At 62.2% G+C, this 24362-nt stretch carries 25 protein-coding genes; 9 read left to right on the top strand and 16 right to left on the bottom strand.

The features are described 5' to 3' along the window. Positions 1 to 20: 20 nt before the first annotated feature. Entirely contained in the window at positions 21 to 908 is an 888-nt protein-coding gene (locus BLW62_RS06055; protein ID WP_090506088.1) for a DUF8155 domain-containing protein, read from the bottom strand. A gap of 193 nt (positions 909 to 1101) precedes the next feature. On the opposite strand from BLW62_RS06055, the gene BLW62_RS06050 reads away from it, so the two are divergent. Continuing rightward, a complete protein-coding gene (locus BLW62_RS06050; protein WP_090506086.1) occupies positions 1102 to 1371 on the top strand; it encodes a thioredoxin family protein in 270 nt (89 codons plus the stop codon). A gap of 85 nt (positions 1372 to 1456) precedes the next feature. On the opposite strand, the gene BLW62_RS06045 is transcribed toward BLW62_RS06050, so the two are convergent. Further along, the gene (locus BLW62_RS06045; RefSeq protein ID WP_090506084.1) at positions 1457 to 2053 is read right to left on the bottom strand and encodes a hypothetical protein; all 597 of its coding nucleotides are present in this window, start codon (positions 2051 to 2053) and stop codon (positions 1457 to 1459) included. A gap of 179 nt (positions 2054 to 2232) precedes the next feature. Here BLW62_RS06045 and BLW62_RS06040 point away from each other — a divergent pair, with 179 nt between their 5' ends. Both BLW62_RS06040 and BLW62_RS06035 read left to right on the top strand, forming a co-directional pair. Next, on the top strand, positions 2233 to 2517 hold the full coding sequence (locus tag BLW62_RS06040) for an AbrB/MazE/SpoVT family DNA-binding domain-containing protein (protein ID WP_090506082.1): 285 nt from the start codon (positions 2233 to 2235) through the stop codon (positions 2515 to 2517). Beyond that, positions 2510 to 2977 (top strand): hypothetical protein, encoded by a 468-nt coding sequence (locus BLW62_RS06035; RefSeq protein WP_175459687.1) that lies wholly within the window; start codon positions 2510 to 2512, stop codon positions 2975 to 2977. Before BLW62_RS06040 ends, BLW62_RS06035 begins: the two co-directional genes overlap by 8 nt. 39 nt (positions 2978 to 3016) lie before the next feature. On the opposite strand, the gene BLW62_RS06030 is transcribed toward BLW62_RS06035, so the two are convergent. Both BLW62_RS06030 and BLW62_RS06025 read right to left on the bottom strand, forming a co-directional pair. Continuing rightward, complete coding sequence (locus tag BLW62_RS06030; RefSeq protein WP_090506078.1) at positions 3017 to 3760, bottom strand: SDR family oxidoreductase; 744 nt, start codon at positions 3758 to 3760, stop codon at positions 3017 to 3019. A 60-nt stretch (positions 3761 to 3820) separates the two neighbouring features. After that, positions 3821 to 5350 (bottom strand): carboxypeptidase M32, encoded by a 1530-nt coding sequence (locus BLW62_RS06025; RefSeq protein WP_090506076.1) that lies wholly within the window; start codon positions 5348 to 5350, stop codon positions 3821 to 3823. A 275-nt stretch (positions 5351 to 5625) separates the two neighbouring features. On the opposite strand from BLW62_RS06025, the gene BLW62_RS06020 reads away from it, so the two are divergent. Further along, complete coding sequence (locus tag BLW62_RS06020) at positions 5626 to 5982, top strand: hypothetical protein (RefSeq protein ID WP_090506073.1); 357 nt, start codon at positions 5626 to 5628, stop codon at positions 5980 to 5982. A 94-nt stretch (positions 5983 to 6076) separates the two neighbouring features. Here the strand turns inward: BLW62_RS06020 and BLW62_RS06015 are convergent, their stop codons facing one another. Continuing rightward, positions 6077 to 7189, bottom strand: a complete 1113-nt coding sequence (locus BLW62_RS06015; RefSeq protein ID WP_090506443.1) for a M20 family metallopeptidase — start codon at positions 7187 to 7189, stop codon at positions 6077 to 6079. Between the two features lie 44 nt (positions 7190 to 7233). Further along, positions 7234 to 8871 carry a globin-coupled sensor protein gene (locus tag BLW62_RS06010; protein ID WP_090506071.1) on the bottom strand — a complete coding sequence of 546 codons (1638 nt, stop codon included), beginning with the start codon at positions 8869 to 8871 and terminating at the stop codon, positions 7234 to 7236. Between the two features lie 131 nt (positions 8872 to 9002). On the opposite strand from BLW62_RS06010, the gene BLW62_RS06005 reads away from it, so the two are divergent. The 3 genes from BLW62_RS06005 (at position 9003) to BLW62_RS05995 (ending at position 10536) form a co-directional block, all read left to right on the top strand. Continuing rightward, positions 9003 to 9776, top strand: coding sequence for an SDR family NAD(P)-dependent oxidoreductase (locus BLW62_RS06005; RefSeq protein WP_175459686.1), 774 nt, complete (start codon positions 9003 to 9005; stop codon positions 9774 to 9776). A 138-nt stretch (positions 9777 to 9914) separates the two neighbouring features. Beyond that, positions 9915 to 10280, top strand: a complete 366-nt coding sequence (locus tag BLW62_RS06000) for a hypothetical protein (RefSeq protein ID WP_090506069.1) — start codon at positions 9915 to 9917, stop codon at positions 10278 to 10280. After that, complete coding sequence (locus tag BLW62_RS05995; RefSeq protein WP_090506067.1) at positions 10270 to 10536, top strand: HalOD1 output domain-containing protein; 267 nt, start codon at positions 10270 to 10272, stop codon at positions 10534 to 10536. Before BLW62_RS06000 ends, BLW62_RS05995 begins: the two co-directional genes overlap by 11 nt. Positions 10537 to 10545: 9 nt before the next feature. Here BLW62_RS05995 and BLW62_RS05990 read toward each other — a convergent pair whose 3' ends face one another. Continuing rightward, positions 10546 to 11037, bottom strand: a complete 492-nt coding sequence (locus tag BLW62_RS05990) for a cupin domain-containing protein (protein ID WP_139305380.1) — start codon at positions 11035 to 11037, stop codon at positions 10546 to 10548. A gap of 184 nt (positions 11038 to 11221) precedes the next feature. Here BLW62_RS05990 and BLW62_RS05985 point away from each other — a divergent pair, with 184 nt between their 5' ends. Beyond that, positions 11222 to 13096 (top strand): PINc/VapC family ATPase, encoded by a 1875-nt coding sequence (locus BLW62_RS05985; RefSeq protein ID WP_090506062.1) that lies wholly within the window; start codon positions 11222 to 11224, stop codon positions 13094 to 13096. Between the two features lie 247 nt (positions 13097 to 13343). Here BLW62_RS05985 and BLW62_RS05980 read toward each other — a convergent pair whose 3' ends face one another. Next, positions 13344 to 14633, bottom strand: coding sequence for an outer membrane protein assembly factor BamB family protein (locus tag BLW62_RS05980; RefSeq protein ID WP_090506060.1), 1290 nt, complete (start codon positions 14631 to 14633; stop codon positions 13344 to 13346). Beyond that, the gene (locus BLW62_RS05975) at positions 14630 to 15661 is read right to left on the bottom strand and encodes a M48 family metalloprotease (protein ID WP_245726669.1); all 1032 of its coding nucleotides are present in this window, start codon (positions 15659 to 15661) and stop codon (positions 14630 to 14632) included. Before BLW62_RS05975 ends, BLW62_RS05980 begins: the two co-directional genes overlap by 4 nt. Positions 15662 to 15877: 216 nt before the next feature. On the opposite strand from BLW62_RS05975, the gene BLW62_RS05970 reads away from it, so the two are divergent. Continuing rightward, the gene (locus BLW62_RS05970) at positions 15878 to 16771 is read left to right on the top strand and encodes an NAD+ synthase (protein WP_090506058.1); all 894 of its coding nucleotides are present in this window, start codon (positions 15878 to 15880) and stop codon (positions 16769 to 16771) included. A 67-nt stretch (positions 16772 to 16838) separates the two neighbouring features. Here the strand turns inward: BLW62_RS05970 and BLW62_RS05965 are convergent, their stop codons facing one another. From BLW62_RS05965 to BLW62_RS05930, 7 genes are all read right to left on the bottom strand, one after another. Next, the gene (locus tag BLW62_RS05965; RefSeq protein ID WP_076580041.1) at positions 16839 to 17249 is read right to left on the bottom strand and encodes a hypothetical protein; all 411 of its coding nucleotides are present in this window, start codon (positions 17247 to 17249) and stop codon (positions 16839 to 16841) included. A gap of 48 nt (positions 17250 to 17297) precedes the next feature. Next, entirely contained in the window at positions 17298 to 17591 is a 294-nt protein-coding gene (locus BLW62_RS05960) for a winged helix-turn-helix transcriptional regulator (protein ID WP_076580039.1), read from the bottom strand. A 203-nt stretch (positions 17592 to 17794) separates the two neighbouring features. Beyond that, positions 17795 to 19405, bottom strand: coding sequence for a long-chain-fatty-acid--CoA ligase (locus BLW62_RS05955; protein ID WP_090506056.1), 1611 nt, complete (start codon positions 19403 to 19405; stop codon positions 17795 to 17797). A 232-nt stretch (positions 19406 to 19637) separates the two neighbouring features. Continuing rightward, positions 19638 to 20822, bottom strand: a complete 1185-nt coding sequence (locus BLW62_RS05950; RefSeq protein ID WP_090506055.1) for a DUF5305 domain-containing protein — start codon at positions 20820 to 20822, stop codon at positions 19638 to 19640. A 199-nt stretch (positions 20823 to 21021) separates the two neighbouring features. Beyond that, positions 21022 to 22191, bottom strand: coding sequence for a S26 family signal peptidase (locus BLW62_RS05940; RefSeq protein WP_090506051.1), 1170 nt, complete (start codon positions 22189 to 22191; stop codon positions 21022 to 21024). A 109-nt stretch (positions 22192 to 22300) separates the two neighbouring features. Further along, complete coding sequence (locus BLW62_RS05935) at positions 22301 to 23341, bottom strand: hypothetical protein (protein ID WP_342706798.1); 1041 nt, start codon at positions 23339 to 23341, stop codon at positions 22301 to 22303. 238 nt (positions 23342 to 23579) lie between these two features. Continuing rightward, on the bottom strand, positions 23580 to 24158 hold the full coding sequence (locus tag BLW62_RS05930; RefSeq protein ID WP_090506047.1) for a hypothetical protein: 579 nt from the start codon (positions 24156 to 24158) through the stop codon (positions 23580 to 23582). Between the last annotated feature and the right edge of the window lie 204 nt (positions 24159 to 24362).

Here is a 24362-nt window from a genome sequence, read left to right as displayed (position 1 = left end):
GAGTCGCTGCCACCCTGTTCTCACTCGCCGGTCTCCTGTACTCGTACCCGAACTCGAACCGAGTCGCCGACCGAAAACGCCGTCTCCGGGCAGATCAGCTTCGCCCCGAACGCGTCGTCTCGAGCGCAAAACAGCGAGAGCCCGGTAATCGCCTCGCCGTTGGCCGTGACGACCACGTCTTCCCATGCGATCGTTCGCCCAGCCACAGCGCCGAGTCGGTCATCGTTTAGCGACACCGGTTGCTCGAGCGAGCGAACCCTGCTGTCCCGTCCGTAGATCCCGCCGCCGTCGTAGTGGGGCAACCCACCGTCGAGTACGCCGCCCTCGTCGGCTCGGATGCCGACGAACGTCTCGCCCGGGTTGGGGTGAACTGGAGCGTCGAGGACGGCGTACGTCTCCCCCGTCGAGACGACTGTGCCGGTTCCGTCCCACTCGAGTCCCTCGACGTCGACGCCGACCTCGAGTGACAGGGAGCCAGACGCCCGTCGGGGGTTCTGGTCGGGTCGCCGGAAGCCGACGTGGAGGTGGTTGTCGACCCACGGGGCGAAGAAGCCCGCGCGGACGAGTTCGCCGAGGCAGTCGCCGCGCTCGACGCGCTGTCCGGCTTCGACCGACGGCTCGACGTGCAAAACCCGGGCCGTTAGCCCCGCGAGGTCGCCGGGGCCGTCGCACTCGAGGAGGATTAGGTAGTCGTGCTCGGGGGCGTACGACTTCGGCGGCGCGCGAACGGCGGTTGTCTCGAGGACGGTTCCAGACACCGGACTGGGTGCGGCCGTCGTTCGTCCGTCTCGAAGAGTGCCCGGATACAAGTCGATCGCACAGCCCTCGTCGTGGGCCGGATACGGCGAGTTGTAGAGCGAAAACCGCCGATACTGGGACAACACCGTCTCGGGGAGCGTCACGACCATCGATTGTCTGCCCGGTCTTTGGAGGGGGACTGATTTAATTCGCGCGAGACGGTCCTTCCGAATTGGGAGCGTCTGGCCCCGCTCGAGGAGCCCGCTGGCTCGGCCCGGTCTGTCCGCCTCTGTCGCCGATTGCGGCAATCGAGAACTGGTGGGAAACCCTTATGCGCGACGCGTCGGAACTAGCGGTGAACCGATGACTGTCACACTCAAGGATTTCTACGCTGACTGGTGTGGCCCCTGTAAGACCCAGGATCCGATCCTCGAGGACCTCGAGGACGACTGGGAGGGCCGATTCGAAGTCGAGAAAGTAAACGTCGACGAGCAACAGGACGTGGCCAACGAGTATCAGGTTCGGTCGCTGCCGACGCTCGTCATCGAGAACGACGACGGCATCGTCGAGCGCTTCGTCGGCGTCACCCAGCGCGACGATATCGAAGACGCACTCGAATCCGCCGGCGCGTAAGCGACGGACTCGAGTGGTTTTCTGCGGTATTTCGCTACACGGCCAGTGGCGACTCTCTTGTCACCTCTCTCGGTGAAAGAGAACGTTAGGGCTCGTCCGGATCGATGTCGTCGACGCTCGGATCGTCGTCGGCCTCGAACTCCTCGCCGGGTGCCTCTTCGGTGCCGCCGAACGTGTCGACGCCGGTCTCGCTCTCGCTCTCGTCTTCGATTTCGTGTTCGTGTTCGGTTTCGGGCCCAGAGTCTCCCTCGAGGTCGAACTCGTCGGTCTCGAGTCTCTCGCCGTCGACGCTGACGCTGCCGTCCTCGATGTCGATGACGACGCCGGCCGTCTGTTCAGGGCGGCCGATCAACTGGTTGGTCGTCGACTCGAGTTCCTGATTGACCGACCAGACGAACCGAAGGACGGACTCGAGTTCGGTGCCGGCCTGACGCATGCCGCGTTCGGGCGAGAGTTCGCCGAGGCTCTGAGCGCTCTCGGGGTGGAGGTACTGAATCGGGTGGTCGTTTGGAACCTCGTGGAGGTCGACGTTGAACGACCAGAGGTAGGGCAACAGTTGGATGGCGTAGCCCTTGGGTTTCGGTGCTTTGCGGCCGAGCGCGGTTGTCGCGACGCCGATCGCCGTCGTGCCGGAGTCGGTGTCGTAGTAGACGCCGGGGAGGCCTGGAATCGAGAGGCGCATACGCACGCAAGGGGTCCGTCGCGGGTGAGTCTACACCCGGCACGTGCAATTATCCTTTTAAGAGCTGGTTGGGTGGACCGTCGGGCGTAACTCGGCACCTAGTTTTCGGATTCAGGTCATCGAGCGAGGTCAGCATGCTAACCAAAACGACCATACCCTTTCCCACCCTTTGTGGGAATATGGCGAAAGTGGATTCGAAGGGGCGGATCGTCCTCCCACAGGAAGTACGAGAACGCCTCGGTATCACTCCTGGGACAGAAGTGGAGATCCACGAAGAAGACGGGAAAGCGGTCGTCGAGCCCGAGGACGACCCTGAACAGATTATCGAACGGATGGATCGACTCCTCGAGGAAACGGCTTCAGAGCGTGGGGGGACGACGTCGCTCGAGGACGGGGTCGACCCGGTTGCCCGCAAGCACAGAGACGCTGTTCGACGCGGTGCAGAGAAACGTACGGATGAGTGACGCTGGTGGGCCGTACCTGTTCGATGTTGGAGTGATTGCCCTCGCCCATACACAGGCCCCGGTTCGCGAAAGTGCGCTCTCGTACGTTCGAGATGCCATCGCTGGCGATATCGATGCCGTCGTTCCGTATCCCGCGCTGTTCGGAGCACATACCGTCTTGACGACGCACTACGGCCGTTCGAACGCGGACGCATCTCGGCTGTTACAGAATTTCATGGACGCGAAGCGGATCCACTGGTACGACGGGATATCCGAAGCCGTCGTTTTGGATGGGTTTTCCCGGTCGAATGACGCGAACGTTGGCGGATGGGACGGCTACTACGCACAGGTCGCGATCGACGAAGGGGTCAAAACTGTGTTGACGATCGACCACGACTTCGAACGATTCGATGCATTCGATACCGAAATCATTCTCTCACCGACGGAATTTCGTGAACTGAATCGATTTCTCGAAGGCTGAGTTCGCCGACTCTGTCGAACTCTCGAACGTGTCTCTCCGTTAGAACCCGTCGGCGAACTTGTCTCGTCGGTTGACGTCGATCTCGCTGATGCTCGAGCCCTCGCGACTCGCGGCGAAGCGAATCGCCTCGGCGACCTCCTCGGGTTCGCTGACCTCGCCCTCCTCGAAGTGCTCCGCGAACGTCTTGCCGTCGGCCGCTTCGAACTCCGAGCGGACCTCCGCGGGGTTGACGACGGTGACGCCGACGCCGTCGTCGCCGACCTGTGCGGCGACGCTCTTGGCGAAGCCCCGCGTCCACCACTTCGTCGCGGCGTAAACGGGATTGAACGACCGCGGGTACTGGCCCGCGAAACTGCCGACGAAGACGATGTGTCCCGTTCGCTCGCGAACGTGGGGAATCGCGGCCCGCGTCGCGTAGAAGAGACCGTCGACGTTCGTCTCCTGCATCGTCTCGTACTCCTCGGTCGACATGGACTCCACGTCGCTCCCTCGAGAGAGTCCGGCGTTGTTCACCAGGACGTCGATCCCGCCGAAGGCGTCGATGGTTTCCTCGATCAGCGCGTCGACAGCCTCCTCCTCGCGGACGTTCGTCGGGACGACCAGTGTTTCGACACCGTGGGCCGACTCGAGGTCATCCGCAATGGCGTCCAACGTATCCTCGCTACGGGCCGCGAGGACCACGTTCGCACCCGCGGCCGCGAACTCGTGACAGGTCGCCGCGCCGATGCCCGCGCTCGCTCCCGTGACGATCGCCGTCTTCGACTCGAGTGACGTTTCGACCATATTCGCCCGAGTTGTACGTCGAGGCGACAAAAATAGCCACCGGAACGTGTGATCCGTTCGTCAGTACGCCTCGAGATCGTACAATTCGCCGTACTTCTCGGTGACGTACTCGAGGAAGTAGTCGGCCGTGAACGCTTCATCGCTCGCCTCCTCGATCAGGTCGGGCGTGGTGTACTGGCAGCCGTGTTGGTGGATGTTCTCGCGGAGCCAGCCGTTTAGCTCCTCGAACTCGCCAGCCCGAATATCGTCGTCGAGATCTCCAAGTTCGTCTTCGGCAGTCGCGTACAACTGTGCGGCGAGCACGGAGCCAAGCGAGTACGTCGGGAAGTAGCCGAAGGAGCCGTGTGACCAGTGGATGTCCTGCAGACAGCCTTCCGCGTCGGTCTCGGGACGAACGCCGAGATACTCTTCGTACTTGTCGTTCCAGACCTCGGGAACCTCACTGACCTCGAGATCGCCCGAGATCAGGGCTCGCTCGACCTCGAAGCGGATGACGATGTGGAGGTGGTAGGTGAGTTCGTCCGCTTCGACGCGGATGAGGTTGTCGTCGTAGACCTGATTCGCCGCCTCGTAGGCTTCTTTCGGGGAGACCGCCTCGAGTTCGGGGAATCGCTCGCGGGCGATGGGAAAGAAGTGTTCCCAGAAGGGCCGAGAGCGACCGACGTGGTTCTCCCAGAGCCGCGATTGGGATTCGTGGACCGAGAGGTCGCGGGATTCGCCCAGTGGCGTTCCGTAGCCCTCGTCCGGGAGTCCCTGCGTGTAGTTCGCGTGACCGAACTCGTGGATCGTCGACGTGATGGAGCCGAGCAGGTCGTCCTCCTCGAAGCGAGTCGTCACCCGGGCGTCGAATTGCGTGCCCGTCGAGAACGGATGCGGTGCCGTATCCAGTCGGCCGCGATCCCAATCGTAGTTCAGCGAGTCGAGGACGTCTCGTGCGAGGGCCTCCTGATCGTCGTCCTCGAACGTGCCCGCGAACGCGTCGGTCTCGATCTCGGCTTCGCTGTCGTCGATCGCGTCGATCAGCGGGACGAGTTCGTCGCGCAGACGTTCGAGCACGCGTTCGGCCGTCTCGAGGTCGAGGTACGGTTCGTACTCCGCGAAGAGCACCTCGTAGGGGTCGGCGTCGGGGTCGATGTGGGCCGCGTACTCGCGGTTGAGTTCGACCAGTTTCTCGAGCGTCGGCGCGAACGCCTCGAAGTCGTCGGTTTCCTTGGCTTCTTTCCACTTGGGGTGGGCGGTGGCCGTCGTCTCCGAAATCTCCTCGACGAGTTCCTGCGGGACGCTCGTCTCCCGGTCGTAGCGTCGGCGGACCTCGCGGACGACGGCCGCCTGTTCGTCCGAGAGGGCTTCGGACTCGAGGGCCTCGAGCAACTCGCCCGTTTCGTCGGCCGTCAGTAACTCGTGACCGATCGACGAGAGCGTCGAGAGCTGTTGTGCTCGAGCGGGCGTGCCGTCTTCGGGCATGACGACTTCCTGGTCCCAGCGGAGGACGCCGCCCGCGTGAGAGATGTTCGAGATGCGACGAATTCGCGATTCGAGTTCGGTGTACGTCTCGGCCGCAGTCGATTGGGTGTCCTGTTCGGTCGACATATGTCCCTCGTTTGGGAGAACGCGATATCAACGTCGTGGTTCCGGTGGTGCGGTGGGGCTATCGATTCCCTCCAGTACGGGCAAGGAGGACGTGACAGCGATTTCACTCGAGCACACAATTCATCAAAATATGATATAAACGAGATGTGTGTCGTCTTCGTGCCGTTACTGTGATGTGCTCGTATGAATCGTGGTGTTCCGCTCCGACCGGTGATAGCTGTGTGGAACGTGCAAGCAGAGAACTGTTCTATCGAGTTGATGTGTTCATCCATAGTATGGTAGTCGCGTCAGCCATCGTCTTCGTCACGAGTCTGTTGATCGGTGCACTGGGTATCTACATCGGCGCACGCGTCATCGTCGGCGCTGGCGACTACGATCACGCAATCGTCACGGCGTTGATCGGGGCGGTCGTCTGGGCAGTCGTTGGCTACCTCGTCGGGTGGATTCCACTCCTGGGGCCGCTGCTCGCGCTCCTCGCGTACATCGCGGTGATCAAGTTCCGCTACCCCGGCGACTGGACTGCGGCGGCGATGATCGGCCTCCTCGCCTGGGTGGTCGTGCTGGCCGTCCTCTACGCGCTCGCGGCCGTCGGAATCACCGGCTTCGACGCAATCGGCGTACCGGGCGTATAGACATCCCCACCTTCACGAGCGGCCCGTTCCGGCGGTGAACTGCTTGCTCCGCGAGCAAGTGCTCGACGTCGTCTCGCTTTCACGCTCTCGAGTGTCACTCGAGCCACGCATTCGAAACCCGTCGGTAAGTTTCTCGACACCGCTCGAGGACGTCGATCGAGGCGCTCTCGTCTTCGGTGTGAGCCTCGCCGGGTTCTGCCGCGCCGTAGATCACGCACTCGGTTCCCGCCGCAGAGAGCCAGCCAGCGTCGGTCGCGTGGGGCTTCGTCACCAGTTCCGGCGACCCCGACTGGACGCTCGCGGCTGCCTCGAGGACGCGCTCGGCGAACGTGTCGTCCCCACAGCGCATCGGCGGCAGGTCCTGATCGACGGTCCACTCGAGACCTTCGAGTGCCGCCACTCGCTCGAGGGCGACGCGTTCACCCGGAACCGTTCGTTCGTCGATCGTGAGCTCACACCGGTCGGGAACGACGTTCATCGCCGTTCCGCCCTCGATTTCCGTGACGACGAGGCTCCCCGCGAGCGTCTCGCCCGCCGCGGTGACCGAGGGGACCTCGAGTTCTCGAATTCGGTCGACGGCGTCGGTCGCCCGGTAAATCGCGTTCTCGCCGGCCCCGACTTCGCTGGCGTGGGCGGCTTCACCGACAGCCGTGATCGTGCTTCCGCGACGACCTTTGTGCGCCACGGCGACGTCGGTCACGTCCGGACTCGAGTAGCCCGTCGATCCCTCGCCGACGATAGCGTACTCGGGTGTGAATCCGCGGTCGATGGCGTGGCGAGCACCGACGCCGCCGACCTCCTCGCCGACGAAACTCACGAAGACGAGTTCGCCCGTCGCCGCTTCGACGTCGGTCGCTGCCGTCGCGTCACGAAAGGCGAGCATTGCGGCCGCGATGGCTCCCTTCATATCGGCCGTGCCACGCCCGTAGAGTCGGCCGTCTCGTGCTTCGACGACGTACTCGCCGCCGTCGACCTGTGATTCGGCTGGGTCGACCACATCGTGGTGGCCGACGAGTGCCAGCGTGTCGACGGACTCCCTCTGGGACCCGGTCGGTCCCGCTCGAGCGATCACGTTTCCGGCCTCGTCCCGGCGAACCGTCGCGGTGGTTTCCTCCCGGAGCCACGACTCGATGACGTCGCCCGCGGCCGTTTCGTCCTCGTGACTGGGGATGGAGACGAGTTCACGGGTGAGTTCGACGACGCTCATACGCGTGCCTTTCTCGTCGACGGGGTTGATTGCACCGGTTACTCTCACTCGAGTCGCTCGTATACGGGGACGTCGGCATCTGTCTCGACCGTCGTGAGTCGAGCGACTGTTTCGCTCACCGACTCGAGGCTGGCCGTCTGTTCTTGGCTCGCGGCCGCGACGGACTGCGCCGCGCCGGACACGTCGCCGGCCGTCTCGGCGATCGATTCGACGGTCGCCGCGGCCGACTGGACGTTGTGCGCCTGCTGGTCCGTCGCCGTTGCAACGTCGTCCATCCGTGCCGCCGTCGTTCGCGCCGCCGCGTGGATCTCGTCAAACGACTCCATCGTGGCCCGTATTCGGGTCGTCCCGTCGTCGATTCGCTCGACGGTCGCGTCGGTCGCATCGACCGTGTCGGCGGCCGCCTCGCGGACGCCTTCCAGCGCGTCTTCGACCCGCTCGAGGTCGCGTCTGGTCTGTTCGGCGAAGGAGTCGACTTCCTCCGCGATGACGCTCATCGTTTGCGCGTTGTCGCCTCTCGTGCGCGTCGCTTCGATCTTCGCGTTCTTCGCGAGCACGCTCGTTCGGTCGGCGACGTCCTCGAGTCGCTCGAGCACCGTCTCGATTTCGTCGGTACGAGCTGCGAGTTCGTCGACCGATTGGGAGACCGTCTCGGCGGCCTCGTCGATCTTCTCGAGATCGTCGATCGCGTCGGTGGCCGCCGACGTACCGTCAGCAGCGAGGCGTTCGGTCCGCTCGCTCTCGGCGCTGACGGCGTCGGTGACGCTGGCAACCTCCTCGATTGCGGCGCTCAGTTCGCCCAGTTCGGCGGCCGCGTCGGTCGCTTCGTCGGCCTGTCGATCGGTGTGCGTGCTGATCGCCTCGGCCCGGGACGCGATTTCCTCGCCGGCGTCGTGGAGTTCCTCGATCGGGGCCTGCACGTCCGTCTCGACCTCTCGAGCCAGTCGTTGCCGGCGGGCGATCGACTCCTCGAGGTCCTGGGCGGCCGAGTCGACGTACGTCTCGGTCGCGATCTGGACGTCGAGATTGATGATGCGCAACAGCGAGAGCACGTCGTGCATGCCGTCGTCGATCGCGTCTCTGACGGTCTCCTCGAAACTCGCCTCGAGGCCGTCTGCGTCGGATTCGTCGCCACGGAAGCCGAGCGCACCGGCGAGTCCACCGAGCGCTCCGCCATCGTCGTCTCGCTCGGCCGTCCACGTTTCGATCTCCTCGATCACCTGCCGCTGGATTCGTTCGTTCAGCCGCTCGAGCAAGAGATCGTAGTAGACGCCGTACTGGCCGATGTAGTGTTTGAGCGGCATGTCGAGCAGCTCGTGAAGCTTGCCGATGCGCGCCCGGTTCGCGAAGAACTGCTGGTCGTAGTCGCCGGTCGACAGCGAGACGAGGTACGCCCGCTGGGTCTGTTTGAGCGCCTCTACGCCCTTCGGCGACCGTTCGATGACGTTTCGAGTCCCCTCGTATCCGAGCAAATTTTCGTAGAAATCGTCGGCGATCGCGTCCTGATTGTCGCGGACGACGGGCTCGAGGTCGGCGAGTCGCCGCTCGTCCGACTCGTCGAATCCGATGAAGTGTTTTCGCCAGGCGAGTTCGTCCTCGGTGAGTCCGATTCGCTCGACGAGTTCGGCCGTGTCGAACGCGTCGTTGAGTGCCCCAGTCCCGAACGTTTCTGTCGGATTCATTGACTGTGATTGCGTAGTCTCACCGTGAATGACTGTCGTGAGTTCCTATCAGTTGGGAAGTTCGGCCCACAATTCCTTTCACTCAATTTCCGGTCGATACATATTTCGTCGATTACCGTCTGTCGTCTCTCGTGTCACGAAACACCACTACTCACGACGAATTCAGCGACCGAACAATTCTCGTCACCGGCAGCAGCCGCGGCATCGGTGCAGCGACTGCCAAAGAACTCGCCGAGCGAGGCGGTGACGTCGTCGTCAACTATCGCACGAGTGAGGACCGTGCCGAGGCAGTTGTCGACTCGATCACCGACGCCGGCGGGGAGGCGATCGCCGTCCAAGCGGACGTTCGCGATCCGGACGCCGTCGACGAACTGGTCGCGACTGCCGAATCGGCGTTCGGTACTATCGACGTGTTGGTCAATAACGCGAACATCTCCTTTTCCAGAACGCCTTTCCTCGAGCACCCCTGGGACGAATTCCGAGACAAACTCGTGGGTGAAATTCGCGCGGCATACAACTGTACGCAGGCCGTCACACCGGGCATGCTCGAGCACGAATACGGTCGAATCGTCTACGTCTCGAGCGAGGCGACGCGAACCGTCAGGCCCGGGTTCAGCTCCCACGTGGTGGCGAAGTCGGCGCTCAACGGGTTGGCTCGGTCGGTTGCGACCGAACTCGCGTCGGAAGGCGTCGTTGCGAACGTCATCTCGCCGGGACCCGTCCGCACGGAAGCCAGTGCGGACGTTCTCGAACAGTTCGAAGACCAGTTGATCGCCGAGACGCCGATGGGTGACCTCGCCGAGCCACGAGACGTCGCGCGAACGGTCGCCCTTTTCGCCAGCGACGACGCCTCGTTCGTCACCGGCACGCGAACCCCCGTCAACGGCGGGTTGCTGGTCGAGTGAGGTGCTCCGTTCGCTGATGGACTGGAGTGTCGCCTCGGGTGGACCGACAGCGCGATTGAACATCGCTCGCAATCGATAGCTTCAGGGCTTCTGAGACCGTGATTTTATTTGAGCGGGACTCTTTACTATCGAGTGACCATGGTGGCGGACTCACAACAACAATGGCGGCGGATCTTCCGGGCAGTCTCTGAAACCCCGCGTCGAGAGATCATCGAAGCGCTCCTCGAGGCCCCGGCGGACGCGTCCGTCTCACTCCCCGCAGCGGCGATGACTGACCAGTCGGACGACGAGGGCGCACTCCAGACGGAACTGGTTCACCGACACCTCCCGGTGCTTGCAGAACACGACTTCGTTGCGTGGGAGCACGAGCCGTTTCGGGTCGCTCGCGGGTCGTCGTTCGAGGACGCGGCGGTGGTCATCGAAGCGATTCACGACCACGACGGGCTGCCACACCACCTCATCGTCGACTGCAACCGTCTTCGGGAGGTATCGCGTGGGACCTGAATCGACCAGCGTCTCGTTGCGAGTCGCGCGAGTGCTCGCCGAAATCGAGGGCGTCGAGCCCCACGAACTCGAGTACTCCCTGTACAATTGTATCAACACCGAGGCGCTCGAACTGTTGATGACCTCCAAGCAACCCGAGTGGGAACTCACGTTTCGCGTCCCGGACCACACCGTCACGGTTTACGGAACGGGTGCGATCGAAATCGACGGCGAACTCGTCGAGGAAGGATCCGAGAACTCGATTTTCAAAGAGTGATACCGTCGGTTACTGAGAGCCACCCGGCGGCGGTCCGACGATGTCGATTCCGTGCACCGGAGCCGCTTCCATCACTCGATCGATTGCGTCCTCATCCGGCGGCCGGCTCGGAACCGACTCGTCGTCCGTCGGCTCGCCCGCCGTCTTCACGAACTCGTCGAATCCTCCCGGCGTCGCCGACGTGACGATCGTCGTCTCTTCTCGAGCGACGAGTGAGTGTTCCTCACCTCGCGGGAAGACGATCGAACCGCCTGCAGCCACGACAATTACCCCGTCTGGGGTGTGCGCCTCGAGTTCGCCGTCGACGACGTGAATGACCTCGTCCGCTCGCTCGTGGACGTGCATCGGCGGGGCGTGGCCCTCCCGAAGTCGCATTTCGACGACGGAGTGGTGTCCGTCCGTCGCCTCGCTGGGGACCCGGACGAACGAGGTCGTATCGAGGAATTCGTACGCCTGTGCGCCGGTCGTCGTCCCGAACGCCGGTGTCGTAAACTCACTCATCGAGACACTCGTTCGCACTACACGTGGATATATAATTCGACACTTCGGATGACCATCACTCGAGGGTGACTCTCTTCCCGGTCGATCACCCGAATCGTGTGCCCGCCACACACGCCGTCGGAGGGCCGAAAAGCGCCGTTCCCCGGTGGGACACGCTTATACGTGTCCGTCGACCAGCTAGCGTATGCACGTCGTGCCGGATACGAGCGTGGTCATCGACGGCCGCGTCTCGGCGACGATCGAGGACGGGCAGTTCGAGGGAGCGACGATATCGGTGCCGGAAGCCGTCGTCGCAGAACTCGAGGCGCAGGCAAACGACGGGATCGATAGCGGCTGGGACGGTCTCGAGGAGCTTCAGCGACTCGCCGACCTCGCTGACGAGGGCGAGATCGACCTCGAGTACGTCGGCGAGCGGCCCAACGCCATCGAGCGCGGTCACGCCTCCGAAGGCGAGATCGACGCGTTGATTCGCGACCTCGCAGAGGAACTCGAGGCGACGTTCATGACCAGCGACGTCGTTCAGGCCGAAGTCGCTCGCGCCAAGGGGCTCGAAGTCGAGCGCGTCTCTCCGGAAGTGAGAGAGGTCGGGACGCTCACCGTCGAGAGCTACTTCGACGACCAGACGATGAGCCTCCACCTTCGGGCGGGTGCCGTTCCGAAGGCCAAACGCGGCGAACTCGGCGAGATGCGCTACGAACCGATCGCCGACGAACCACTCGACGAGGCGACCATGGACGAGTACGCTCGCGAGGTCGTCGACGGGGCCAAGGAATCGTCCGAGGGCTTCATCGAACTCTCCCAGCCGGGAATGAAGATCGTTCAGTTTCGGGACTACCGGATCGCGATCGGTCGGCCCCCCTTCTCTGACGGCATCGAGATCACGGCCGTCCGTCCGATCGCCCAGACCGACATCGAGGACTACGAGAAAGCCGACGAATTGAAAGAACGCCTGCTTGAGCACCAACGCGGCGTCCTCATCTCGGGTGCGCCGGGTGCCGGGAAGTCGACGTTCGCGCAGGCGGTCGCTCGCTACATTTCGGATCACGACTACTCCGTCAAGACGATGGAGAAACCACGGGACCTGCAGGTCGGTCCCGAGATCACTCAGTACACCGAACTGGCCGGTGAGATGGCCAACACGGCCGACGCGTTATTGATGGTTCGGCCGGACTACACCATCTACGACGAGGTCCGCAAAACGGACGACTTCGAGGTCTTCGCGGATATGCGCCTCGCGGGCGTCGGCATGATCGGCGTCGTCCACGCGACTCGGGCGATCGACGCCCTCCAGCGGCTCGTGGGTCGGGTCGAACTCGGGATGATCCCACAGGTCGTCGACACCGTCGTCTACATCGAAGCCGGTGAGGTTCACACCGTCTACGACGTCCGGACGGAGGTCAAGGTCCCCGCCGGTCTCACCGAAGAGGACCTCGCGCGGCCGGTCATCCAGGTCACGAACTTCGAGACGGGCGAACCCGAGTACGAGATCTACACCTTCAACCGTCAGGTCGTCACCGTGCCGCTCACAGACGAAGAGGGCGGCCCGGCGAACGAGTCCGGCGTCGACCGAATCGCCAAACAGGAGATCGAACGCGAGATTCGCTCGATTGCCCAGGGCTACGTCGACGTCGAACTCAAGAGTCAGGACACGGCGGTCGTCTACGTCGAAGACGACGACATCTCGAGCGTCATCGGCAAGGGCGGCGGTCGAATTTCGGACGTAGAGAACCGCCTCGGGATCGACATCGACGTTCGGACCCACGACGAGAACCCCAACTACGGTGCCCCGAGTGGCGGCGGAGCCAGCGCGGACGGTGGCGCAGGCGGTGGCCAGGCGGCAGGCCAGATGGTCACCCCCGAGATCACCTCGAGACACATTGTCGTCCCCGTCGACGGCAACCACGGCGAGACCGTCGAGGTGCAAGCCGGCGGCGACTACCTCTTCACCGCGACGGTGAGTCGCGGCGGCGAAATACAAGTCTCTCGAGGCAGTGCAATTGCGGACGAGTTAGAGCAAGCGGTCGATCGCAAAGATCCGATTACGGTCGTTCCGTCGTAGTCACACCGCGAACGAACGCAGTGAGTGAGCGGCCTTTTTGGAGGAGATTTTTGCGTGAGGGTGAACAGCGTGAACCTGAGCGCAAAAAGGTCCATTGTGAGGAGCCGATTACGGTCGTTCCGTCGTAGTCACACCGCGAACGAACGCAGTGAGTGAGCGGCCTTTTTGGAGGAGATTTTTGCGCGAGTGGTGAGTGAGCGAAGCGAGCGAACCCGACGCGGAAAAAGGTACGTGCCCGAGTCACCGCTCAGGAAACGACCGAATAGCGACGGCCGGATTCGGTTCGGAATCCGGTCAGGTCTCCGTTCGACCCGGCGACGACGAGGGTATCCTCGAGGACGAAGAGGTCGTCACGACAGGTTATCTCGTCGGGGAGGGTCGCGTCCCACTGGAACTCGCCGCTCGAGTCGACGCTGGCGAGGCCGCAACCGGACCCACTTGCCCAGCCGTAAATGCTGTCGGCGTCGGCGACGAGGCCGCCGCTGAGCGGCGAGTCGAGGTCCCACAGGCGTTCGCCCGCCTCGAGGTCGATGGCGAGCAGGTCGCCGCCGGACTCGAGATAGGCCGTGTGGTCGACGATGATGGGTGAGCGTGGCCCGGGATCGAGTTCGAACTCGAGTTCGAACTGCCGATTTCCGTCGGGAACGACCCCCCAGACGGCGGATTCGTCCTCGAATCCGAGGAGAGCGAGGTCGTCCCCGGCCACGAGCCACTCGGGGCCCTCGGGAAGCGAGCGCGTTTCTCGCTCCCCACCGGTGTCGAAGACTGCGAGGTGGTGCTCGTCGTCCTCGAGGAAGGCGACCCAGGCGTACTCGCCAGCGGCGGCGATAGCGGTCGCGTTCTGCGAGGCCGGAACTTCGGCTTCGAACAGCTCTTCGCCAGTTGCCGCCTCGAATCCCCACAGTTCACCGTCACCGAGGGCGACGACGAGTGGCGAGCCGGCGGCGAGTTCGAGTTCCTCTTCGCTGTCGTCAGTTCCGTCTTCGTCGTCTCCGCTATCATCGTCGTCACTGCCTTCGCCGTCTACGTCGTCACCAGCTTCGCCGCGTTCGTCGTCGGACTCCTCGTCGCGTTCATCTCTACCGTCGTCCGTGTCAACTTCGGTCGTCCAATGGACTTCTCCCTCGTCGTCCGATCCCGGACCGACCGCAGTGACGCTACCGCCCTCGAGTGCGAGGTAGATCGTTCCGTCGGCGAAGACTGGGTCGCCGACGTACTGCTCAGCGGCGTCTGTCGTCCACAGCTCTTCACCCGAGCTATCGAAGGCGCTGACGTATGCTTCGTCCAGTTCTCGCCACCCGTCTTCGCCGGGTTGGGGTGTCCGTCCCGAGACGTTGGCGACGCTGTAGAGACGATCGGTTCCGGCGAGCCAGGTACTTTCACCGTCCGAAAACGGGACGCTCGGGCCGACAGACACGCTCTCGCTCCACTTGTACTCGCCCGCAGCCGGCTGATAGCCACAGCCCGCGAGGCTGGCGGCGACTCCGGTCGCGAGCGTTCCAAGGAGCGCACGACGGTTGAGCGAGTCACGGCTCACGACCGCTCACCCTCGAGTTCGCGCAGTCGCTCGATTCGAACCGCCGTAGGCGGGTGCGTATCCGGGAAGATGTCCGTGCTGAGCAGGTCGTTCGAGTCGAACGCCCGGTCCTCGAGTGGGGCGAGATACAGCGCTTCGGTGCCGCCGTCGAGCTTTCGAAGATCCTCGTCCGGGACGGCCGTCATCGTCTCGTCGATGGTCTCGAGGGCGCTCGCGAGGGCTGCCGGCGAGCCGGTGATCGCGGCAGCGGCCTCGTCCGCGGCGTACTCGCGTTGGCGCGAGAGGATTCGATAGAACAGCACGCTCGCGATCCAGAACATCGCCGAGACCAACAACGTCGCGACGGCTGTGACGGTGATGACGACGATCACGGCTACGATACCCCGCCCGTCGCCGCTTCCGCTTGAGCGTCCACCCGCGCCGGCTCCGAGTAGCCGGTAGAAGCCATAGAGAACGTAGAACGCGACGATCGCGAGGTAGTAGGTGATCGTCGGCAATAACCACGCGACGGTCATCAGGTTCGCGTCTCGGTTCTTGAGGTGGGCGAGTTCGTGGGCTAACACGGCTTCGAGTTCCTCATCTGAGAGCGACTCGAGGAGGGAACTCGTCACGACGACGCGGCCCGTTTCGCCGCCACCGGCGACGGCGAAGGCGTTGGGGACGTCGCTCTCGATGACGCTGATGGCTGGTTTCGCTACGTCAACTTGCGAGGAGAGTCGAGTGACCGTCGCGTGAAGCTCCGGATACGCGCTCGCGTCGACGGGACGGGCACCGAGCGAGTCGACGACAGTTTGGGGCCCATACCGATACTGGACGGCGAGGCCGCCGAGGACGACGACCGACAGGACGAGCGGATCGATGTAGAACTCGCCGTGGTACGGTCGTTCGTTGGCCCATTCGAGTAGCGGTATACCGACGGTGTTCACGAGGAAGAGAAACGTGTAGACGAATGCGAACGGCAGACAGACGACTAAGCCGAGTGCGAGGAGCATCCGAATATGGAGTTCGCGGTCGGTGGAGAGAGCCATGTGTGGAAACGCTTGCTTGTCATCTCTTCTGACATCTTATAATGGTGTTTGTCGTGAACCGTTTCCAGTGTGTGAGGGGTTTGGGCGGATTACGAGTCGATACTGGTTGTGCATATCGACAGCAACCTATCGTAGAGCTACTAGGTGTTTAAGGGACACGCACTTATACGGGACGTTTGTCTAACTATCTATGGAAAAACGTGGTGTTCAACTCCCGTGAACGCGAACGTCGAAACAGTCGACAGCGCCAGTGTCGAACGAGCTAGTACATCGTTCGTAACGGACCGGTCTGGACTCGAGGCCGTCCGATCTCGGATCGTCAGCGACATTCGGACGACCGTCGAGGACGCGAGCGCGGAGGGCGTCGTCGTCGCGATGAGCGGCGGAATCGACTCGACCGTGACGACCGCACTCGCCGTCGACGCGGTCGGAAGCGACAGCGTGCTCGGTCTCGGCCTACCGTGTCACAAAACTGAGCACGTCGACGTCAGCGACGCTCGAACCATTGCGGACGGACTGGGAATCAAGTTCGAAGAGCTCAGCCTTCGGCCGATGCGCGAAGCGTTCGAGGAGACGGTCGTCGGTTCGCTCGAGTCCTGGACAGACGAGGCCGACGCTGATCGCCCTCACGAGCGAAATCACGCGATCGGCAACGTGATCGCTCGCTTGCGGATGTGCTGTGCGTACTACGCGGCGAATCGCCAGCGGCGACTCGTCCTCGGGACGGCGAACCGTTCGGAGCTGTTGCTCGGCTACTTCACCAAGTATGGCGACGGCGCGGCCGATACGTACCCGATCGGCGACCTCTATAAAACCGAAGTTCGCGCACTTGCAAAGCGAATCGGCGTTCCAAAACGGATCGTCAGTAAGGAGCCGACCGCCGGATTCTGGGCAGCACAGACCGACGCCGACGAGCTGGGTGCGACCTACGACACCATCGATCCGTTGCTTCACCAACTCGTCGACGAGAGTACCTCGGTCACGGATGCCGCGGACGCGCTCGGCATCGATCGGCAGACGGCCCGGTCGATCGCGTGGCTCTGTGCTGAAACACAGCACAAACGCGAAATGCCACAGACACCCGGTATCGCGGACCGTCCGCTCGTGTAACGATCTCGCGTCGATCGGCTGAATCGGACGAACGATTCACTCGGACGATCGGTTGGCTCGAGTCGATTCACTCGAGAGTTCCGGCGTACAGCGCCGTGTTGCGCCACCAGAAGAGTCCCCACGAGAGCATGAAGCCGCCACCCATCGCGAGGATGTCCTGAACGATGCGTGGCAGGCCGATGGTGACGATTGCGGCCAGTACGATCGCCGAGCCGAGGGCAGCACCGACGAGGACGAATAGGAGGTCTCCGACGATGTGCGCCTGTGATTGCTCCCAGTAGTGCTGGCGCTCCTCGTCGTACCAGGGACCGATAAAGATCAATACCGGTGCCATCGCGGTGATGATGGGAATCACCTCGAACGACTGTGGTACTCCGGCCGGTCTGAACACGTAGAAGTTGAGCAACTCGGCGACGAGCACCATCCCAAACAGGCCAATTAAGAGCCAGCCCCAGCGTGGAAGCGATTCCTTGTCCATGGAGGAAGACGATTCCGCCGCCAAAATAATCCTCCTATTTGCTGATGGTTATTCGGCGCAGCAGGCGTCCTTCTTCGGTGACTCCTCGACGCCGTTTCCGTCGGCCGCGACGGGTTCCTCGATCCGATAGAGGCTCTGTCGGGCGTCAGCAAAGTAAATATCTTCGTCGACGATTCCAATATCCTCTAGCCGCTCGAGTGCGTAGCGAACGGTTCGGGCAGACAACATCGACTCTTCGACGATCTGCTTTTGGGTCAACGGACCATCGTACTCGAGTACCTTGAAGACGAGTTTGGCACTCGGTGGCAAATCTTCGATGTTCTCCCCGTCGGTCTGTGCCATACTACGAATCGAAAGGTCCCAGAAGCATAAAAGTTGAGCCTCGTCAGCGGGATCACTCGACATAAATTCCGTCAGAAGTACTGTTGCATATTGCCTCAATGGGGACTCAGGTGCTAGAAATACATATTTGACTGGCCAGTCAGTCAATGGCGAGGATTGCGGGAGTCGAGAGTTGACGATCACCCGCTCACTTGGTTACTTACTTATCCTTCACCGACCAGTCGATCCTCGTCCTCCCACTCGCGCTCGCGAAGTTCGTACTTCTGTGTCTTTCCGGTCGCAGTCTTCGGTAGCTCTTCGACGTATTCGATCTGCCGAACCACTTTGTAGCTCGCGAGGTGCTCGCGGGTAAATTCGGTCAACTCCTCCGGTGAAACCGGCGGTTGATCCGCCGAACCACTCGAGGGCACGACGAACGCTTTCGGCGTCTCTCCCCACTCCTCGCTCGGAGCCGGGATGACTGCAGCGTCCCCAACGGCGTCGTGATCGAACAGCGTGTCCTCGAGTTCGATACTCGAGATGTTCTCGCCGCCGGAGATGATGATGTCCTTCTTCCGGTCGCGGATGGCGATCATCCCGTTTTCGTCGACCGACGCGAGGTCGCCGGTGTGGAAGTATCCCTCGAGACGGCCGCTGAACGCTTCCTCCGTCTCGTCAGGCTTGTTCCAGTAGCGGTCCATGATCTGATTGCCGCGGACGACGATTTCACCGAGCGTCGCGTCGTCTCTTGGGACGTCGTTTCCGTCTTCGTCGACGACGCGGACGTCGGTACCGAGGACGCCCATTCCCTGGCGTTTCTTGAGTTCGTAGCGATTCTCGTCGGTCAGAAGCCGTTTCGCATCGGAAATGGTGATCAGCGGCCCGGTTTCGGTTGCTCCATAGAGGTGTTTCAGGTACCAGCCGAACTCCTCTTCGACGGCGCGAATGGTCGCTTCCGGCGGCGCGCTGCCTGCGGTCGTCACTCGCACCCGGTGTTCGCCCATCATCTCGGGTTCGTCTTTTGTCTCGTAGTAGTCGATCAACTGATTGAGCACTGCCGGTGCAGCACAGAGGAACGACACGTCTTCGGTTGTAATCGCCTCGACGACCTCGTCGGCGTTGACGCCGCGGGTACAGACGTGCGTCGCACCCATTCCGGTCACCGCGTAGATGTGGCCCCACCCGTTGACGTGGAACATCGGTAGCGTCCAGAGGTAGACGTCGTCGTCGGTGATCTCGTGATACATCGACATCAGGTACGCGTGAACGGTTTCCGTTCTGTGCGTTCGACAGACGCCCTTCGGGTCGCCCGTCGTCCCCGAGGTGTAGTTGATCGTAATGATCTCGTCTTCGGCTAACTCGGGTGCGTCGAACTCGGTCCCCGCCTCCTCGAGTACAGTGTCGAAGTCCTCCCACTGACCGTCCACCGCGTCCGTCTCGTTCGTCACGAACGTCTCCGTCGGCACGTCCTCGCGGATCGGCTCGATCTTTTCGGCGTACTCGTAATCCGCGTAGACCACGTCGACGCCCGCATCCGAGAGAATGTACTCGTAATCGTCCGGAGTCAGCCGATAGTTCAGCGGCGTAAAGATCGCACCCAGTTGCATCGCACCGTAGGCCGCCTCGAGATGATAGTGCGTGTTCGGATCGAGCACTCCAACTCGATCACCCTTCTCGATTCCGCGTTCTGCTAACGCCGCCGAAAATCGATCGACTCGCTCGCCAAACTCCTCGTACGTGAATCGTTCCCCCGCAGTCCCGACGATCGCCGTTTCGTCTCCATAGTACGCCCGTGCCTGCTCGAGAAAATCGGTGACGATGAGTGGCGTTTTCATACACGCTAATCTATCACGATCGATCATTTACGCATTTCGATCACCGGGCGAACCGACTCTCCGATTTCACGACCAAAATCACCGGCAAGCGACCCGGTGTGTCTGCCCCAAATCCCGCTTTTCCCGACGCAGTTTCACTCGAGTTACTCCCCCTCGACTCGCCCGTCAAAAACGACTGCCCCACCTCCGTCGCCGCTCGGACCAGTACCCGTCCCTGGCTGCTGTGAGATGGTTAGAGTTGCTTCCAGACGTCTTCGTCGTCTTCGAACCCTTCCTCGTCCAGATCTGAGAAGTCGTCGATTCCCTCGAGATCCATCTCTTCGGGTGTAATCGCCGGTTCATCACCGTCGCCACTCGAGTCGCCGTGCTCCGAGAGGTTCATCTCCGGCCAGGCCGTTTCCTCCCACTGTCCACGCTCGCTGTAGTAGTAGACGACGCCGTCGTTGACCACGGCGAAGAGCCCACGTTGTGTGTCGTGGACGACGCGCTCGTTCGTATCGATCGCGACGTCGACGACGTCCTCGAGCGTATCGAGCGAGACGTGATAGTTCCCGATCCACATCGGGATCGACCCCTTCGAGATCCACTCGGCGTAGCGGCGTTCGTGGATTTTGCGCCGGGCAACCGTTTCGTCGACCGGCGTGCGCCGGACGATTCCCACCGCCCCGGCGAGTGAGATCGTCCCGAGCAGTGACAGTCCGGCGATCAACGCGAGCGAGCGCGATTCAGTCGTCTCCTCGGTCCCCGTCTGCTGGGTCGCCGTCTCCGACATCGACGCCGAATCCCCGAGCCAGTAGGCCGTCGAGGTCACCTCGAACGGCGTCGTCGCCTCGTCAGTTCCTTCCGTGCCACCAGTATCGTAGGCCACCGACAACACGAACTCGAGGTCCACGTCGCCGACGCCGCCGAGTTCCTGCTCGAGTTCGTCCTGTCGGTCTCGGTACGATTCGACGTCGATCGTCTCCGAGGATGTCGCGACGCCGTCTTCGACGGTCGGCGTTTCCTCGAGCACTGTATGGCTCTCGTTCCAGAACACGTCGCCGTCTCGCGTCGCTTCGTAGCGCGCCTCGAGTTCGTGTGTGATCTCCGCATCGTCGACCGAGACGTCTTCGCGTTCGCTCTGAACCGTCGTCTCGGGCTCGAGGGTCAACATCGGCGAGTCGTTGAGCATGTAGACGTCGTTGTTCTCGAGATACTCTCCCTCGTTCCAGAGCGTTCCGTCTTGAACGACCTCGGCGCTCGTGTGCAACTCCGTCGAGACGTGTTCGTCCGCGTACTGTGCTTCCGTCGTCGTCGATGGGTTCGCAACGGCCCATCCCGACGCCACGAGTGCGAGCGTACCGATCACGACCAGTGCAATCGCGATCGCTCTCCCATACTCGGCGAACAGCAAGTCGAGTCGTGCGTTATCGATCACAGTTAGTTACCCCTGGAGAGACAGCGGTGCTGGCCCTCCGCTTTCCATCCCCGCAGTAATTCCCAACCGCAAACGGTTGAAAGTATCACTTGAATATAATTATCACTTTCGTCCATTATAACTATACTGGCCAAATCGGAACGGGCGACTGTCGCCGTGTTGGATCGTCCGACGCGGCCGAAATCGCGTTCGAACCCGATCATCGCCACTCCCGAATTTTTCGACGGACTCGAGTCGTCAGCGAGACGTGCACGCCAGTGCTTCGAATCCGAATGTCGTTTCGTCCGAACACGGCGAGGACGAGCGTAACGGCAACACCAACGATGACGCCGTTGACGGCGGCGATTGCGAGGAGTGGGTGCCCATCGTGGAGCCACTCGATCACGGACGGTGGCAGAAGTGCGATATATCGGTGTTCCTCGACGGCACGCGTGTATTCGCCAGTTTCCTGGGGTGCGGTAAGCGACACCGTCGCCTCCCCACTCGAGCGTGGGCCGACCGTCTGTCGATCCGGATCGGTACCGACAGACTCGCGATCACTCTCGTGGATGGCGACGATCGGCAGGTAGCCCGCGTTGTTGACCGTCTGTGTCAACTCGCCAGTCTCACCGGGCTCGAGTTCCTGTGGGTCGTCACTCGGAGACGTGGTGCTCGCGAGTCCGTACTCGACGGTTCCCGACGGAATCACCATCGCTGCCGTCGCCCCTGTCACGAAGACGAGCAAGACGACCCCCAACACCGTCCACAACGCGATGACGTTCGGTCGCGAGCGCGTTCGCGTCGCCTCCCGGTGTCCGGGCCCGAGTCGCTCGAGGAGGATTCCGAAGCCGAGCAAGGCGACACCGAGACCCACGAGCACCGCACCGACCGAATCGAAGTCGGTCGGTTCCGACAGCCCGACCGTCGACGCAACCGTTCCGAACGCCGATTCCACGCCACCCTGAATGCCCATAATCGCCGTCCCCAGGTGTGGAATCGTGACGGGATCACCGCCGGGTGCCCACGCGGTCGCGACGATCTGGTCGTCGGTGACGTGTGGCTCGTCGCTATCTTGATCCGTAAACGGGTTCGCGTCGCCACTCGTCACGTAGCCTTCCTCCGTTTCGTCGACGATTCGATGCGTGGTCAACTCACCGTCGTGTAACTCTCGAGCCTCGAAGACGACCACGTCACCTTCCTCGGGCGATCCCGTCACGGCGCTCGGAACCGAGACGAAGCCGTCTCCCGCGTCCATCGTCGGCTCCATGCTGCCGGTCGCGACGTACCCGAGCAAAATGGGCTGGCCGAGGAGTTGGCCGACCAACAACAAGACGATGACGAGCGCGACGACACCGCCTAGCACCCGCTTGAGGATCGTTCTCGTCGTCACGGTTTGACCACCCGAAGGCGTCCGTTCGGCTGTCTTCGCCTCGACGGTGACCGTGCTCGCTTCGACACTGGTTGTACTCGCTTCCCCAGTTTTCGTTCGGGTACGCGAGTCATTTGTTCACCCACCGCCGATTCGCGGCAGTCGCGACAATCAGCAAACTCGCCGCCATCGGTGGTGCGAGCGCAGCCACTGTCGTCGCCGACAGCTCTCTGTTTTGAATCTCGAACGTCGGCTCGTCGACGGTGACCGTGCCGGCGTCGACGCCGCTGACTGCAACGGGCGTCGTCCCTTCGCCGTCGAACTCGTGTTCGAACGTGAGCGTCTGCTCGCTCGCGGACTCGAGTGCCACCGTTTGCGTGTCGACGACGATGCCGTCGACCGCGAGTTCGAGCGTTCGATCGACCGGTTCGTCGGTCGGATTCGAGACCGTCGCCTCGATTTCCCCCGTCTCGCCAGCCTCGAGTTCGGTATCGACGACCGATGCCTCGAGCACGTCGACCGGCGGGCCGTCGACCGAAACCGTCTCGTGTTCGACGCCGTCGACGCCGAGTTCGGTCTCCCCCGGCCACTCGAGTTGGCGCTCGAAATGCACCGTCTCTGTGTCTCCAGGACTGACCGTCACTGACTCGGAATCGACGACGGCTCCGTCTACCGTCAACTCGGCGTCGGTCGTCTTCGTCCGCTCGCCGACGTTCTCGTAGGTCGCGTTCACCGTGACGTTCGCTCCCGTTTCGACCGTTTCCGGCTCGACCTCGAGGTCCTCGAGGGTAACGACACCGGCCGATTTCCCATCGTCGTCTTCGTACTCGACGTGGACCGTGAACCTCTCCGTCTCTGCGTGGTCGACGTGCGTATCGATACTCACACCGATCCGTGCGCTCTCGCCAGCCTCCGGCTCGAGCGGTGACGATTCGCTCAGCTCTGCGTGTTGGTTCCCGTTTTCGTAAAAGGTGAGCCCCTCGACGTCTTCGATCCAGACTCGTGAAACGGCATCGTCACCGACGCTGATCGTAAATACATCGTCGAACGTGGTCACCGCCTGCTCGTTGAGACGCTCGAGATCCACCTCGAGCTTACCCTCGTCCGTGACCGACGCGTAGGATGTCGTTGGCTCGAGGACGACGTCGTCACTGGTGGTATCTTCGGCCATCGTAATCGCCACGGTCGGCACTGCCAGTGTAAGTACTACACAGGCCGCCACAACGGTCCATATCGCCTTCGGTGATACCATTCGCCGTATAGTTCGCATTCGTCACTCGGCTCGTCTCAAACGGCTGTCGGGTGCCAGCCGAACCTGGGCCGGCACGCCGTCTACGCAAGTTCACCCCATTCCCAGTGGTTTCGGTGTACTGCGTAACAGCCTTAGCTAGTGCTACTCACCTGGCCCACTAGTCCTCGGCAGAGGCTTCGATTTGGATTATGTCGATATCCTCAACGTCGTCGTCCGTCGTGGTGTCGAACTCGAAACCGACGTGAAGCTGCTCGTCGTCGTCTTCATCGAGCGTCTTGTCGTCGATAACATCGTCTTCGGTATCTCCTTCGTACGCGGTGAAGCCCTCCGAAATTTCATTGTCAACTTCACCGTCATCGTCTTCCGTGTATGCGTCAATAGTGATCTCTACTGGCTCCGAACCATTGTTCGTGAGCGTAACGAGATTATCGAATCTGGTTACCGCATCCTCATTGAGTCCGTCCGAATCATCAGTGCCACTGAAATCGAACTCGACGGTGTCGTGATCACCGTCCTCGTCGAGTTCGACGAACTCATCGTCTCCGTCAAACTCATCATCTCCGTCACGGTCTTCGTGTACGTCGATCGCGAGAAACGCGTTCGCGTCGTCTGCGATTTCGACGGAGACGTCCCGACTTGCTTCTACGGTACTAAACGCGCCCGTCCCGAGTGCAGCCCCACCACCCGCGACGATCGTTCCTAATCCCACTAACACGTTGCGTCGATTCATTCTCATGTATATGATCTCCGTTCTGTCGCGCCGGTCGTCTCGTCTCGAGGACGGACGCCGGTACGCGGTCCGTACTAACCGGTAGATATGCCACCCACTTTGTATTCGGTTGCCAGAAGGGCTGAACGGTGAGCCATACACTCGCTCAGGGTAGGCTTGAACGGCTCTGTTCGGCGTCGAAACCGTTCGATTCTGTTTACGAGCCACTGC

Source organism: Natronorubrum sediminis (genome assembly GCF_900108095.1).
In the GTDB taxonomy this organism is placed as follows: Archaea; Halobacteriota; Halobacteria; order Halobacteriales; family Natrialbaceae; genus Natronorubrum; species Natronorubrum sediminis.
This window is presented reverse-complemented; position numbering and strand designations above follow the sequence as displayed.